The 14,132-nt window shown below is 73.1% G+C and carries 14 protein-coding genes; 10 read left to right on the plus strand and 4 right to left on the minus strand.

The window, feature by feature from the left end; translation table 11 throughout:
• Positions 1-35 precede the first annotated feature (35 nt).
• The 7 genes from WME83_RS25970 (at position 36) to WME83_RS26000 (ending at position 6,413) form a co-directional block, all read left to right on the plus strand.
• The gene (locus WME83_RS25970) at positions 36-800 is read left to right on the plus strand and encodes a MotA/TolQ/ExbB proton channel family protein (protein ID WP_437312381.1); all 765 of its coding nucleotides are present in this window, start codon (positions 36-38) and stop codon (positions 798-800) included.
• Positions 800-1,303: an ExbD/TolR family protein gene (locus WME83_RS25975; RefSeq protein WP_437312382.1), complete on the plus strand. Its 504-nt coding sequence runs from the start codon at positions 800-802 to the stop codon at positions 1,301-1,303. Before WME83_RS25970 ends, WME83_RS25975 begins: the two co-directional genes overlap by 1 nt.
• 19 nt (positions 1,304-1,322) lie before the next feature.
• On the plus strand, positions 1,323-2,339 hold the full coding sequence (locus WME83_RS25980) for an energy transducer TonB (RefSeq protein WP_437312383.1): 1,017 nt from the start codon (positions 1,323-1,325) through the stop codon (positions 2,337-2,339).
• Positions 2,340-2,406: 67 nt separating this feature from the next.
• Positions 2,407-2,880, plus strand: coding sequence for a cyclic nucleotide-binding domain-containing protein (locus WME83_RS25985; RefSeq protein ID WP_061621876.1), 474 nt, complete (start codon positions 2,407-2,409; stop codon positions 2,878-2,880).
• A 118-nt stretch (positions 2,881-2,998) separates the two neighbouring features.
• Positions 2,999-3,691, plus strand: coding sequence for a hypothetical protein (locus WME83_RS25990; RefSeq protein ID WP_437312384.1), 693 nt, complete (start codon positions 2,999-3,001; stop codon positions 3,689-3,691).
• A gap of 260 nt (positions 3,692-3,951) precedes the next feature.
• The gene (gene purF, locus WME83_RS25995) at positions 3,952-5,397 is read left to right on the plus strand and encodes an amidophosphoribosyltransferase (protein ID WP_437312385.1); all 1,446 of its coding nucleotides are present in this window, start codon (positions 3,952-3,954) and stop codon (positions 5,395-5,397) included.
• The gene (locus WME83_RS26000) at positions 5,394-6,413 is read left to right on the plus strand and encodes a hydroxymethylglutaryl-CoA lyase (protein ID WP_437312386.1); all 1,020 of its coding nucleotides are present in this window, start codon (positions 5,394-5,396) and stop codon (positions 6,411-6,413) included. The genes purF and WME83_RS26000 overlap by 4 nt, the downstream gene beginning before the upstream one ends.
• Positions 6,414-6,524: 111 nt before the next feature.
• Here the strand turns inward: WME83_RS26000 and WME83_RS26005 are convergent, their stop codons facing one another.
• Both WME83_RS26005 and WME83_RS26010 read right to left on the minus strand, forming a co-directional pair.
• Positions 6,525-8,204: a MopE-related protein gene (locus WME83_RS26005; protein ID WP_437312387.1), complete on the minus strand. Its 1,680-nt coding sequence runs from the start codon at positions 8,202-8,204 to the stop codon at positions 6,525-6,527.
• The gene (locus tag WME83_RS26010) at positions 8,195-8,743 is read right to left on the minus strand and encodes a hypothetical protein (protein WP_020737138.1); all 549 of its coding nucleotides are present in this window, start codon (positions 8,741-8,743) and stop codon (positions 8,195-8,197) included. The genes WME83_RS26005 and WME83_RS26010 overlap by 10 nt, the downstream gene beginning before the upstream one ends.
• A 212-nt stretch (positions 8,744-8,955) precedes the next feature.
• Here WME83_RS26010 and WME83_RS26015 point away from each other — a divergent pair, with 212 nt between their 5' ends.
• On the plus strand, positions 8,956-9,873 hold the full coding sequence (locus WME83_RS26015; RefSeq protein ID WP_437312388.1) for a lamin tail domain-containing protein: 918 nt from the start codon (positions 8,956-8,958) through the stop codon (positions 9,871-9,873).
• 78 nt (positions 9,874-9,951) lie between these two features.
• On the opposite strand, the gene WME83_RS26020 is transcribed toward WME83_RS26015, so the two are convergent.
• A complete protein-coding gene (locus tag WME83_RS26020; protein ID WP_437312389.1) occupies positions 9,952-10,752 on the minus strand; it encodes a peptidylprolyl isomerase in 801 nt (266 codons plus the stop codon).
• A gap of 65 nt (positions 10,753-10,817) precedes the next feature.
• On the opposite strand from WME83_RS26020, the gene WME83_RS26025 reads away from it, so the two are divergent.
• Positions 10,818-11,519 (plus strand): DUF192 domain-containing protein, encoded by a 702-nt coding sequence (locus WME83_RS26025; RefSeq protein WP_437312390.1) that lies wholly within the window; start codon positions 10,818-10,820, stop codon positions 11,517-11,519.
• A 42-nt stretch (positions 11,520-11,561) separates the two neighbouring features.
• On the opposite strand, the gene WME83_RS26030 is transcribed toward WME83_RS26025, so the two are convergent.
• Entirely contained in the window at positions 11,562-12,407 is an 846-nt protein-coding gene (locus WME83_RS26030; protein WP_437312391.1) for an MBL fold metallo-hydrolase, read from the minus strand.
• A gap of 137 nt (positions 12,408-12,544) precedes the next feature.
• Here WME83_RS26030 and WME83_RS26035 point away from each other — a divergent pair, with 137 nt between their 5' ends.
• On the plus strand, positions 12,545-13,981 hold the full coding sequence (locus tag WME83_RS26035; RefSeq protein WP_437312392.1) for a hypothetical protein: 1,437 nt from the start codon (positions 12,545-12,547) through the stop codon (positions 13,979-13,981).
• The last annotated feature ends 151 nt before the right edge of the window (positions 13,982-14,132 follow it).

Below are 14,132 nucleotides of genomic sequence, written 5' to 3' on the forward strand. Positions count from 1 at the left end.
CCCACCCCACCATCGGAAAGGCACCAAGGAAGAAGATGAACCTCGTCGAGTGGCTGCAGCGCATCATGGTCGGCTTCGGGGCCGCCTGGGTCATGTGGTTGATGATCGGCCTCAGCGTCATCTCGGTCGCCATCATCCTGGAGCGCGCCTGGTTCTTCTGGTCGCTCCGCGACGATCTCGCCGTCCTCGCGCGGGATCTGCGGACGTCCCTCGACGACTCGATCGAGGCGGCGCGGAAGCGGATGGAGGCCTCGCCCTCGGCCGAGGCCGCGGTCGTCTCGGCCGGCCTTTCGGTGGCGCACCAGGGGCCCGACGCGGCCGAGGAGGCGATGGCCGGCGCCGCGGCGCTCCAGCGCATGAAGCTCGAGCGGCGCCTCGCTTACCTCGGCACGCTCGGCAACAACGCGCCGTTCATCGGGCTGTTCGGCACCGTCATCGGCGTCGTCGGCGCCTTCGACGCGCTCGGCCAGGCGGCGAAGACGCCGGTCGCGCAGGCCGCGTCGCAGGCCATGGCGCCGCAGGCCGTCATGTCGAGCATCGCCGAGGCGCTCGTCGCGACCGCCGTCGGCCTCGCGGTCGCCATCCCGGCCGTCGCGGCGAACAACTACTTCCAGCGCATGATCAAGTCGACGCTGGCCAACACCGAGGCGCTCACGCGGGTCCTGCTCGCGCACCTCAAGATCGACCCGGCGTTCGCCGGGGCCGCGCCCGCCGTCGCCGCCGAGCCGCGCGTCAAGGCCGCGCGGGCGCCGCGCCAGGAGGAGACCAGGAAGGGCGGCGCCGGCGAGGAGGAGCGCTGATGGCCGCCACGAGCCGCAACGACGATGACGACATGATCAGCGGCATCAACGTCACGCCGCTCGTCGACATCACCCTCGTGCTCCTCATCATCTTCATGGTGACCGCGAAGATCATCGTCTCGCAGTCGCTCCCCCTCGATCTGCCGAAGGCGGCGCAGGGGCAGGAGGTGCAGCTCGTCTTCGGGCTCGAGCTGCACGCGAACGGCGACACGTTCGCCGACGGCAAGAAGCTCGCGGGCGAGGACGCGATCCTGCCGATCGCGCGCGAGGCCCAGGCGAAGAACCCGGAGCTCCGCGCCGTCATCCGCGCCGACACGACGGTCCCGCACGGCCGGGTGATCCGCGCGCTCGATCTGCTGAAGCAGGCGGGCGTCTCCAAGATCGCGTTCGGCGTGACGCCGATCGCGCCCGAGCCCGGCGCGGCGCCCGGCGCGACGCCAGGCGCCCCGGCCGCGCCGGCCCCGGCCGCCCCTGCGCCGGCAACACCGAGCCCCGCGCCCTGAGCGCGCCGAGCGAGAGCTTATGAGCCAGGCCACGAGCCATCGCGCCGCGGGGGCGCTCCACGAAGGGCGCCGCCGCGACAAGCGCCCCGACCCTGGGGGCGCCAAGGAGCCCCCGAACGCCCTCGGCGCGCCGGCCTCGGGTCGCCCCGGCGACCGGCGGCGCGCCGCGGATCCGCTCGCCGCGGTGCTCGGGCTCGGCGACCGCGCCTCGCGCGTGGGCGCCTTCCTCGGGGTCACGCTGGCGCTCACCAGCCACAGCGCGGCGTCCGCCCGGGCGATCGTCTCGGGGTCGCTGCGCGACATGCGGCAGATGGTCGAGGAGATGCGCGTCGGCATCCACGACTACCTCTGGGCGATCTACGAGGTCGACGTCACGCCGCCGAAGGCCGAGGAGCCCAAGCCGCCCGAGCCGCCGCCGCCCGAGCCCGAGCCGGAGCCCCAGCCCGTCGTGAAGGCCCCGCCGCCTCCGCAGGCGAACACGCCGCCCCCCAAGGACGACCCCTACGAGCCGCCCCCCGCCGCCGCCGAGGCCGCGAAGGTCCTCACGCGCGAGCCGGATCCGGACGAGGTCCTCGACATGACGGACCGCGGGATCGCGAGCGGCGAGGGGCAGGGCGTCGGCTACGGCCAGGTGGCCGGCGCGGGCACGGCCAAGTCCCCCACGTTCAACCCGAACGCCAAGGTCGGCGGCGTCGTCGGCGGCAAGGGCACGGGCGACCCGGTCCCGCCGCCTCCGGCCGTCGCGGGCCCGGACCGGTCGGCCCCGGCCGGCCTGATCGGCAGCAGCAGCTGGAACTGCCCCTTCCCTCCCGAGGCCGACGTCGACCAGATCGATCAGGCGAAGGTCGTCCTCATGGTCACGGTGCGCCCCGACGGCAGCCCGCTGTCCGTCAAGGTCGTCAGTGATCCCGGCCACGGTTTCGGTCGCGCCGCGCGCATGTGCGCGCTCAGCCGGCGCTACTCGCCTCAAAAAGACCGCGCGGGCTCCCCGCTCACCGGCACGACCCCGCCCATCACGGTGAACTTCACGCGGTAGCGCGCCGCGAGGGCCCCCGGAAAATTCGCTCTGCGGCCGGCGCCTCGGCTATTCTCCGCGACAGCTTGTGATCGTCCCCGAACGGATCGAGCAGCTCTCGAAGGTCCCCCTGTTCAAGGGCCTCACCCCGGCCGCGCTCGAGCTCATCTCGCGCGTCGCGAGCGAGGAAACGCACGCCCTCGGCACCAAGATCTTCGAGCACGGCGATCCGGGCGACAAGCTCTACATCCTGCTCGAGGGCAAGGTCCGGATCAGCCGCGAGATCGCCGGGATCGGCGAGGAAGCGCTCGCGGTGCTCGGCCCGGGCGCGGTGTTCGGCGAGATGGCGCTGCTCGACGAGGCCCCGCGCTCCGCCGACGCGCGCGTGCACGAGCGCTGCCGGCTGCTCACCGTGTCGAAGGACGCGTTCGAGGATCTGCTCTTCCTGCACAAAGAGCTCGCGTACGAGGTCCTCTGGAACGTCGTCCGGATGCTCGTCCAGCGGCTCCGCGAGACGAACAACAAGCTCACGTTCCTCTCTGTCTCGGGCAAATTCGAGTAAAGTGCGGCCCGATCGCCCGGCGACCGTGGGGGCGCGCCCCGGGCGGCGCGCCCTGCTGTACGGGCAGCGGCGTTCTGCTCACGATCAACGGTTCCTTTGGAGGAGTATGGCAGCCAGGATGAAGCACGCAGCGCTCGCCCTCGCGCTCTGGATGGGCGCCTTCGCAGGAGCATGTGGCTCCGCCACGCCGCCGCCCGAGACGGCGGCCGACAAGGACGACTTCGACGGGGAGACGCTCCCGAGCGAGGGCGAAGCGACCGCCGACGCGAAGGGCGAGAAGCCCGCGAAGGCTGAGAAGGCGGAGAAGACGGCGGAGGCCGGCGAGGGCGAGGAGCACGAGGCGCCCGCCAAGTCGACGCCGATCCAGGCGACCAAGTTCGAGGCAGATCTGAAGAAGATCGGGATCAACCTCAAGAAGATCCCCGCGCTCGAGAAGCTCCCGACGGCGCAGAAGAAGAAGGTGATGCCGCTGCTCCAGAAGGCGCTCGGCTACGACACCTGCGAGGGCTGCCACGCCGAGGGCGACTTCAAGAAAGAGACGCGCGACATGAAGGTCGCCCGCGAGATGTGGCGCAACTTCGTGGTGCCCCTCCGCAGCGAGAGCGGCGGCACCCTCTTCTGCGACAGCTGTCACGCCGGGAACGAGCACGTCCTGAACCGCAAGGACAAGAAGGCCCTGCAGGCGTTCATGGAAGAGGAGTACCAAAACAAGCTCGCGCGGGCGAACAAGGAGGACATGGAGTGCGGCACGTGCCACGGCGACGCCATGGAAACCAAGATCATCGAGAAACTCTGGAACATCCCGAAATGACGGGAGTCGTCCGGCTGCCTTGAACCGCCGCCCTCTTCCAGCAGCGGAATCCATCGCGCTCTCGCGCGCCTAGCGCCCCGCGCCCGCCGCAGATTCGTTAACCCGCTTACCTTCCAGACGCGATCGCCGTCCGGGCCTGCCCGCTCCGGAGCGCGCCCCGGCGCCGGCCTCCGGCCCGGCGCCGGCGCTCGGCCGCCTCATCATGACGACGGATCGCCATGACGGTGGGTCATGCCCCGTTTTCGTACTAGATAGGCGGCATGTGCGGTGTGTTCGGAATCTTTGGCCACCCCGAGGCGGCCAACATGACCTACCTCGGTTTGCACGCGCTCCAGCATCGAGGGCAGGAATCTGCGGGGATCGTCAGCAGCGACGGGGAGCGCCTCTACGGCCACCGCGCCATGGGGCGGGTGCAGTCCGGCTTCGCGCCGTCCGATCTCGCGTCGCTGCCCGGCGACCGCGCCATCGGCCACGTCCGCTACTCCACCGCGGGCGGGTCGCACCTGAAGAACGCGCAGCCGCTCGGCGTCGACTACGCGCGCGGCTCGCTCGCGGTCGCGCACAACGGCAACCTCACGAACCACGAGGCCCTGCGCGAGCAGCTCGAGGCGCGCGGCTCGATCTACCAGACCGCGAGCGACACCGAGTCGATCGTCCACCTCATCGCGATGAGCAGGAAGGACGACCTGCGCCAGCGCATCGCCGAGGCGCTGAAGCAGGTCGAGGGCGCCTACTCGCTGCTCTTCCTGACGGAGCGGGAGCTCATCGCCGTCCGCGACCCGCGCGCCATCCGGCCGCTCTGTATCGGCGAGATCGAGATGCCGAGCGGCAGCGGCGTCGCCCACGTGGTCGCCAGCGAGTCGACGGCGTTCGATCTGATCGGCGCGCGCAAGGTGCGCGACGTCGCGCCGGGCGAGATGGTGATCATCAGCGCGGACGGGGTCCGCTCCGAGTTCCCCTTCGCGCCGGAGTCGCGCAAGCTCTGCATCTTCGAGCACGTCTACTTCGCCCGCCCCGACTCGACGATCCAGGGCGTGAGCGTCTACGAGGTCCGCAAGGCGTTCGGCCGGCGCCTGGCCCTGGAGCAGCCGGTCGAGCCCGGCGACGATCTCGTCGTGATCCCCGTGCCCGACTCGGGCGTGCCGGCGGCGATCGGCTTCGCCGACCGCGCGCGCGCCCCGTTCGAGATGGGGCTCATCCGCAGCCACTACGTCGGCCGCACGTTCATCGAGCCGCAGCAGTCGATCCGGCACTTCGGCGTCCGGCTCAAGCTCAACCCGAACCGGGCGGCGATCGAGGGCAAGCGGGTCGTCGTCGTCGACGACTCGATCGTCCGCGGGACGACGAGCCGCAAGATCGTCAAGATGATCCGCGACGCGGGCGCCCGCGAGGTGCACGTCCGCATCTCGAGCCCGCCCACGCGCTGGCCCTGCTACTACGGCGTCGACACGCCGACGCGATCGGAGCTCATCGCCTCGAGCCACTCCGTGGACGAGATCTGCAGCTACCTGACGGCCGACAGCGTCGGGTACCTGTCGCTGGAGGGCCTGGTCGAGAGCGTGCGGTCGATCGAGGCGCGCGAGGGCGACCCCGCGGCCGCGCGGCCGTCGGCGGACAGCTATTGCCACGCGTGCTTCTCCGGCAGCTACCCGATCGCCTTCACGCCGGCCGCGCCGAGCCGGCAGCTCCGGATGGTGAGCGGTTGACGCTGCCCCGCCCCTCCGCCGAGGGTCCGCCGGCGACCGAGGGCTCGGCCGAGCGCCCGAGCGCGGGCGGCGCCGCGTCCGCGCCGCTGTTCGCGCGCGTCGCCGACGAGGTCTCGATTTACGAGGTGAGCCCGCGGGACGGGCTCCAGAACGAGGCGGCGATGATCCCGATCGAGGGCAAGCGGCGGCTCATCGGGGCGCTCGTCGCCGCCGGCCTCCGCCGGATCGAGATCACGAGCTTCGTCTCGCCGAAGTGGGTGCCGCAGCTCGCCGACGCCGAGGAGCTCTCGAGGACGATCGCGGCCGAGCCGGGCGTGACCTTCAGCGCCCTGTGCCCGAACGCGCGCGGCCTGGAGCGGGCGCTCGCGGTGGGCCTGCGCGAGATCGCCGTCTTCCTGAGCGCGAGCGAGGCGCACAACCGCGCCAACGTGAACAAGTCGATCGACGACACGCTCTCGGTGTTCTCGGAGATCGTCCCGCCGGCGCGCGAGGCGGGCGTCGCCGTGCGCGCGTACGTCTCGACCGTGTGGGGCTGCCCGTACGAGGGCGACGTCGATCCAGCCCGCGTCGTGCGCATCGCGGAGCGGCTCATCGAGCTCGGGTGCTACCAGGTCTCGCTCGGCGACACGATCGGCATCGGCACCCCGCGGCAGACCCACGACATCGTCCGCCGCTTCCTGGACGCGATGCCGCCCGAGCGGTTCGCGCTGCACCTGCACGACACGCGGGGCACGGCGCTCGCGAACATCCTGGTCGGCCTGGAGCTCGGCGTGCGCGACTTCGACGCGTCGGTGGCGGGGGTGGGCGGCTGCCCCTACGCGCCGGGCGCGGCCGGCAACATGGCGACCGAGGATCTCGTGTTCATGCTCCACGGGATGGGCGTCCGGACCGGCGTCGATCTCGACAAGCTCATCGAGGCGGGCAACGTCGCCGAGCAGGTCATCGGCCGCCCGCTGCCGGGCAAGGTCCACCGCGCCGGCCCGTTCCGGCTGCGCCGCCTGCCGACCCGGGGCTGAGCGCCGCGGCGCGCTCGGCCCCGAGGCGGAGCGCGCCGCCGGCCAGAGGCCGAGCGCTGGGCCGCGCTCCGCACGAGGCCGAACGCCGCGGCGCGCTCGGCCGCCGGGGCGTCAGTCGCCCGCCCTGCACTCGAGCCGGGTGAAGAAGACGTGGTGCTCGCCGCCCTCGCGATCGTCGCGGAAGAGGATGCCCACGTCTCCCTCCGGCCCGAACGTGGCGACCGGGCCGATGCTGTCGCGGCGCGCGGAGGTGAGCCGCTGCTCGTCGCTGATCCGCACGAGGTCCGCGTTCACGGTGACCGCGTAGAGCTCGTAGCCGTCGTTCTGGTCGCGATCGTCCGAGTAGATCGCGAGCAGCCGATCGCCGAGCGGGCGCAGGAACGGGTACCGGGACCGGAAGGGGCCCGGGTTCGAGATGGCCCTCGGCTGGATGAGGATCTCGCCGTCCTCCGAGACCGCGGCGGCGTAGATCGCCTTGGGGCTCGCCGACTTGTCGTACCACGCGATGACGTAGCGATCGCGGTTCCACACCACCGTCGGATAGACCGCGTCGGTGTCGCCGTTCGTGAGCGAGACGAGCGCCGAGCTCGGCTGGAGCTCGGCGTCGAACGTCTGGAACTGGATGAGATGCGTGACCGCGTCGCCCGCCGACCACGCGACGCCGATGCCGCTCTGGCCCGCCGCCACGGAGGGCGCCTCGTTGTCGAAGCCGCTCGATCCGTCGGTGAGCTGGACGTTGTCGCCGATCAGGTTGCCGTCGACGTCGATGCGCTGGGCGAACAGGTCGAAGGCGCCGTTGCGCTCGTCCTGCCAGACGGGGATGAACTCCGCGTCGTTCCACGCGAGCGACACGTTGACCGAGAAGCCGGGCGCGTTCGAGAGCCGCCGATCGCCGCCCTCGACCTTCTCGCCGTCCTCGTCGAGCAAGGAAAAGTACACCTCGTAATCGCCGTCGCGCCGGTCCTGCCAGGCGGCGCCGTACCGATCGCCGACCCACACGATCGGCCCGCCGGAGGCGTCGCCGTTCTTCGGGGTGATGATCTCCTCGCCGGGCGCGAGCGGCTCCCCGCCGGCGCTGATCATCGAGCGGTACACGTTGAAGCCCCGCGTGGTGCCGGTGTAGAGCGCCGCGTACGAGGTCCCGCTCCAGGCGAGGCCGCCCGAGCCGGCCGGCGCGATGTCGCCCGAGATGCGGATCGCGTCCAGGTCGCGCGGCACGAAGCGCGCCCCGTTGTCGACCGTGCCGTCACAGTCGTTGTCGACCCCGTCGCAGATCTCCCTCCCGCCGGGGTGGGCCGCGGCGTTCGAGTCGTCGCAGTCGTCGCCGCACGCGCGCGGCTCGCCGGGGATCGTGCCGGGCAGCGGCGCGCGGAAGCCGTCGTCGTCGAGATCGAGCGTCGACGGCCCGTAGGTGCACAGGCCGGTCGCGCTCTCGCAGGTGTCGCGGGTGCACGGATCGCCGTCGTCGCAGTCGACCGGCATCAGCGACACGCACGTCCCGCCGCGCCGGGGGGCGGCGCCGCCCGCCCCGCTCTCGGGCGAGGGCGCCGCGCCGCCGTCGGGCTGCCCCGCCTCGAACAGCTGGCAGACCACCGGCTCGCAGAGGTCCTCGGCGCCGGGGCAGTCGGCGTCGACCTCGCACTCCGGCGCGGGCGGCGGGATGTTCAGCCCCGTCCGCGCCCCGCACCCCCCCGAGAGCGCGGCGCCGCCGGAGGCGGCCCCGAGCAGGACCAGCGCGAGGGCCGTCCTCCGCTGCGCGCGCGGACCCACGGAGCGCGTCGTCACAGGCATCCGCCCATCCCCTCCACGTCGATCGGCTCGCACACGAGCCCCGGAGCGCAGCTGTCGTCGCCGCTGAGCGCGCAGAGCTCCACGCACTGCGTGCCCGAGCCGGTCACGACACAGGCGAACCCGGCGCCGCACTCGCCGCCGCCGCTGCACGGATCGCCCTGTCCGCCCGGGCCGGCCGGCGCGCAGAAGGCGCCGTAGATCTCCTGCCCGCACGGCTCGCTCGGATACTGCACGTAGATGAAGCACCCCTCTCCGGGGGCGCAAAAGCCGCTCGACTGATCGTAGGGATCGCACGCGAAATCGGTGATCGGCGGCTCCATGTCGGGACAGCCGGGGTCCTCGTACTCCTCGAGCGGGTCCGGGCCCGCGTCCGCGCCGCCGCCCCCGACGCCCGGAACGGGAGGCGCGCCGGCCTGGCCGCCCCCGCCTTCCGCGGACGGATCGTCCACGATAACGGTCTGTCCGCAACCGACGGCGAGGCCCAGACCAGGGAGCGGCACGCAGAGGAGTGTCAGGAAGAGCGAGGAGCAGCGTCGCATGGCGCCATGCTATCGATTCCACGCGCGCCTGCCACGCCTTTGGCAAGCGCGGGCAGCGTCCTGACGCGGTCGCGCGAGGTGGATCGTTTCCCCCAGGCTGCAATCCCACTTGCCTGTTGGCCGGCGCTCTGATGTATCTCTCAACAATGCACAAACGCAACCTGCTCAGTATCGCGCTCCTCGCAGCTTCCCCTCTGACGCTCGCCCACCTCATGGCTTGCGGCGGTGACGACGCGGCCGGAGGAGGCGGGGCGAGCTCTTCCAGCACCACCTCCTCGAGCAGCGCCGGCGAAGGCGGCGGCGGCGGCGAGGCCGGCGGCGGCGGCGAGGGCGGCGGCGGCGGGGGCGGCGGCGCGGGCGGCGGGGATGGCGGCGGCGGCGGCGATGTCGTCGGTGAGCCCGCCGGCCACCTCCTGATCTCGGAGGTCGTCGTCCGACCCGGAGCGGCCGAGTTCGTCGAGATCTGGAACCCGACCGACGAGGCGGTCGACCTCACCGACTACTACCTTTCGGACAACTCCGTTTATTATGCCATCACCGAGGGGAAGGCCTGGGCCCCGGTCGGCAGCGAAGGGACCGACTTCCTCGTCCAGTTCCCTCCTGGCACCATGATCGAGCCGGGGGCGCGCCTCGTGCTCGCGAGCGACGAGGCGTTCGAGCTCGAGTACAATCGGTGCGCCGACTTCGCGCTTGACGAGTCGCCCATCCCCTGCGAGGGGGACGACGTGCCGCCCATGATCGCGCCCACGAACGGCGCCCTCGGGGCGCAGGCCGGCGCGCTGCTCACCGACGGTGGGGAGATGGTGATCCTCTTCGAGTGGGACGGGACCGAGGGCAGCCCGCTCAAGGACATCGACTACGTCATCTGGGGCGATGAGCTGGGGAACTCGGCGATGGCGTACAAGACGGGCAAGACCGGCTATGCCGACGACACCGCGCGCAACAGCCAGCGGCCGGCCGCGGCGCACATCGGCGGGGAGAGCATCGTCCGCTGTAACGATCGCGAGGTCGGCGAGCTCTTGACCGAGGGCAACGGCATCATCGGGCACGACGAGACGAGCGAGTGGCTCGACGTCAGCTTCACCGTGTCGACCTCGCCCTCGCCCGGCGAGGAGAACGACTGCGAGTAGCCCCCTCCCCGCCGGGCTCGGCCCCGCGCCGCGGCGCGGCGGGGGCGCGAGCTCGGCGCGGCGAGCGCCGGGGCGCGCTCACTGCCGGGTGATCGTCACCTTCTTGATGACTGGCGGGTTGACGGGGCGCTCGCCCTTGACCTCGACGCCGGCGAGCTTGTGGACGAGCTCCTCGGGCCCGCACTCACCGAAGATGGTGTAGCCGTTGTCGAGGTGGAACGCCGCCGCGTCGGTGATGAAGAACTGCGCGGAGTTCGTGTTCTTGCCGCGGTTCGCCATGCACAGGAGGCCCGGGCGGTCGTGGCTGCCGTCCTCCCAGACCTCGTCGGGGATCACGTAGCCGGCCTCGCCGGTGCCGTTCTTCTTCGCGTCGCCGCCCTGGATCATGAATCCCTGGATGATGCGGTGGAAGATCGTCCCGTCGTAGGCGGGCTTCTTCTCCCATTTGCCCTCGGGCGTCTTCCAGGGCCTGATCCCGCGCGCCAGGCCGACGAAGTTGGCGACCGTGATCGGCGCCTTGTCGTCGAACAGCTTGCAGGACAGCGTGCCGAGGTCGGTCTCGATCGACGCGGTCAGCGTCTTGCCCGGCGGGAGCCCCTTGGTCGCGTCCTCGAGCGTCCACTTGCCCTTCACCGGGTCGTCCTCGCTGGGCTTGACCTCCGCGACCGGCTTCGCGGAGACCTTGCGCCGCTGCGGCGGGGGGCGCTCCTTCTCGGTCTTCTCCGTCTTGCTGGCGGCCGCCCCCGTCGACGCCGGCGTCGTCGCCTTCGTCTTCGGCGACTCTTCGGCCGTGGGCTCCGGGGTCTTCGAACATCCGGCGAGGACCGCCAGCGCGGCGAGCGCGGCGACGGGCTGCATGGCGAGGGTTCGAGCGATCATCGGGGAGGGTTTCGCGCGTCGCGGTCCAGCGGTCAAGGGCGAGCCTCGCCGTGGTAGGAAGCGGCATGAGCTCGCGCTGCGCCCTCGCGACCCGTCCGTTCTCGCTCGCCTCGCTCGCCCCGCTCGCGCCCGCCCTGGGCGCGCTGCTGCTCGCGGCCGCCCTCGGCGCGTGCGAGCGCCGCGTCGACGAGCCGCTCCAGGTCGCGCCCCGCGGCGAGGTGACGCCGCCCCGCTCGGCCGAGGCGCCGCCCGCCGCGACCGAGGCGCCGCCCGCCGTCGCCGCGGCGCAGAACGCGGGCCGCTGCATCGAGCCGACCCCGGCGGCGCCGGAGCGGCCCACCCCGAAGGCCGGCCCGGATCCGGCGTGCCCCGAGGACCCGACCGGCCCGTTCCAGCTCGCGACCGGCAAGGTGATCTTCCTCGACGCCCAGGCGCCCGACGTCCTCGTCGAGGTCGCGCGGAAGGAGAAGGAGCGCGCCCGCGGGCTCATGTACCGGAAGAGCATGGCGGAGAACCGCGGGATGATCTTCGTCTTCCAGCAGCGGACCCAACACTCGTTCTGGATGCACAACACCTGCATCCCGCTCGACATGCTGTTCATCGACGGCGACGGAACGATCGTCGGTATCGAGGAGAACACCCCGACGCTCAACGACTCGACCTTCGACGTCGGCTGCCCCTCGACGTACGTCCTCGAGCTGAACGCCGGCTGGGCGCGGCGCCACGGCGTCCGCGCGGGTCAGAAGGTCCGGCTCGAGGGGATCTGACGCTCGCCCGCGCGGGGCCGGGCGGCGTCGCCTCGGCCGGCGCTACATCCCCGGGAACAGGCCGAGCTGGCGCGGGGGCGCCGGCGGGCCGAGCGCCGAGCGCGCCGCGCCGGCCGGCGGGGCCGGCGGCGCGGCGTCGAGGACGAGCGGCCCCCGCGGCGGCGCGGCGAGCAGGCGCGCGCGCTTGCCGAGGAGCGCGTCGCGGGCGGCGTCGAGGGCGAGATCCGGGCGGTTGTTGACCTCGGACAGGTGCATCAGCGCGACCGTGTGCGTGCCGCCGGGCAGCGCCGCGAGCAGCGCGCACGCCTGCGCGTTCGACAGGTGGCCCCGCGCCGAGCGGATCCTGCGCTTGAGGTGCTGCGGGTACGGGCCGGCCTCGAGCATGTCGGCGTCGTAGTTCGACTCGAGCAGCAGCACGTCGCAGCCGGCGACGTGCTCGAGGAGCCCCGGCGGGACCTCCCCGAGATCGGTCACGAGCGCGGCGCGCCGCGCCCCGTCGTCGACGACGAGCGCGACCTGCGCCGCGTCGTGCGGCAGCGGCCTCGGCGAGATCGTGAGCGCGCCGATCGCGAACGGCTCGCGCGGCGAGAAGCTCCGGACGCGCTCCGGGTCGCCGAGCTCGGCGGCGCGCGCGGTCGCCTCCGAGGCGTAGATCGGGATCTTGTGCTTCTTGTTGTACTTGGCGGCCACGCCGACGTGGTCGGCGTGCGCGTGCGTGATCACGATCGCGTCCGGGGCCCAGCCGAGCGGACCGCCCGCGCCCGCCGCCGAGAGGCATTGCTCCAGCACCCGGGGCCCGACGCCCGCGTCCACGAGGACCCGCGTGCCCCGGGAAGAGAACAGGGTGGCGTTGCCTCCGCTCCCGCTCGCGACGATGGTGATCTTCATACCGGGCTCCGCGGAACGGGAACGACGACGGACGGCTCCTGTGACCCGTAGCGCAGCCGAGGGCCTGGCCGCAAGCGCGCTGAGCCGCGCGAAGCGCTCGCGAGCGCGCTGGAACGACGCTAGAGGGATCCCACGTCGTGGTGCCCACCTCCCGCCCCTCCCCTGACACCCCCACGGAGGCGCCGCTCACCGCGCCGCGTGCCCCCGGCGACGGCGGCGGTGCTCCCGGCGACGGCGCCGCGCCGGCCGCCCCCGGCTCCGGCGCCGCGCCGGCCGCCCCCGGCGCCGCGCCTCGCGGAAAGCGGCGCCGCCGCGCCCTCATCGCGGCGCTCGTCGTCCTCGTCGCCGTGGCGGCGGCCGTCGCCGCGCTCCTCGTGCTCGGTCCGCCCGCGCTCCGCCGGCACATCGTCGCCGAGGCCCGCGCGCGCGGCGTCGCGCTGGATCCGGGCGCGATCGACGTCGGCCTCGGCGAGATCCGCCTGCGCGGCGCGCGCTTCTCCCTGCTCGGCGTGCGCGGGCTCTCGGGCACGGTGGCGCGCGCCACGATCGCGCTGCGCGGGCTCTCGCCCGCCGCGATCGCGGCGGATGGGGTCGAGCTCACCGCCGTGGGGATCGACGCGCTGGAGGGCCTCCCGGCGTGGGTTGCGCAGCACGGCCCGCGCGCGGCGTCGCTGCCGCTCACCACGGGCCGCGTCCGCCTCGGCCTGCGGGATCGCGACGGGGGGCCGGAGGTGCTCGCGCTGGCGGAGGCCTCGCTCGTGCGGCGCGCGGCCGGCGCGGTCCAGGGCGCCGCGGCGCCGCCGCCGGGCGCGCCGGGGCTAGAGGCCGGCGTCCTGAAGCAGGCGCGCGTGCTGGTCGCCGGCAAGGAGGTGGCGCGCACCGATATCGCCTGGTCGATCGGCGCGGCCTCCCTCTCCCTCGGCTTCGGCGGCGAGGACGCCGCCTCCGCGCCGCTCCGGGCCGAGCTCCGGCCGCGGCCCTCGCCGGGCGCCTCGATCGAGCTCGCGCCGACGCAGCTCGCCGCCGTGGGCGCGCTCCTCGGCGTGGACGTCGGCGCCTCGACGATGGTGGTCTCCGGCACGTTCGAGCTGCGGCTCGCGGCCGGGGCGGACCGGGCGGCCCTGTCCGAGGCGCCGCTCGAGGGCCCGATCGCGCTCACGGTGAAGGGCTTCACCCTGCCCCACCCCCGGGAGCTCGACGGGCTCCTCTTCGGCGACACCACCACCGTCAAGGCGGACGCGCAGATTTCGGGCGACCGCCGGCGCATCGCGCTGAGCGGGGTGGAGGTCGCCGCCGGCGCGCTGAAGCTCAAGGGCACGGGGACGATCCAGCGCGACGGCGCGGACGCCGCGATCGGGATGGATCTATCCGGATCCATCCCGTGCTCGCTGCTGGCCGGCTCCGCTGCGATGGCGCACCTGACCGGCGCCGTGGGCCTGCTCGCGCGCGATCTGGTGAGCCGCACGCTCGCGGGCTCGGTGGCGGTCCAGGTGCGCGTCGACGCCCGCGCGAGCCGGCTGACCGCCGCGCGGGTCAACCCGAGCGCGGTCCTCCGCTGCAAGCTCCGCCTGTAGCGCGGAGCTCGAGGCGTCTGGCACGGCGGTAGGGCGGCTGGGAACCGGGAAGAAGAGAACTGCCAAGACGCCAAGTTCGCCAAGAGGAGAAATTTTCAAATCGCGTCCTCCCGGCGTCCTCGGCGCCAGGGCGGTTCTCTTCCTTCGCGCA

The sequence above is a fragment of the Sorangium sp. So ce385 genome (assembly GCF_051474135.1).
Lineage (GTDB): Bacteria > Myxococcota_A > Polyangia > Polyangiales > Polyangiaceae > Sorangium > Sorangium cellulosum_D.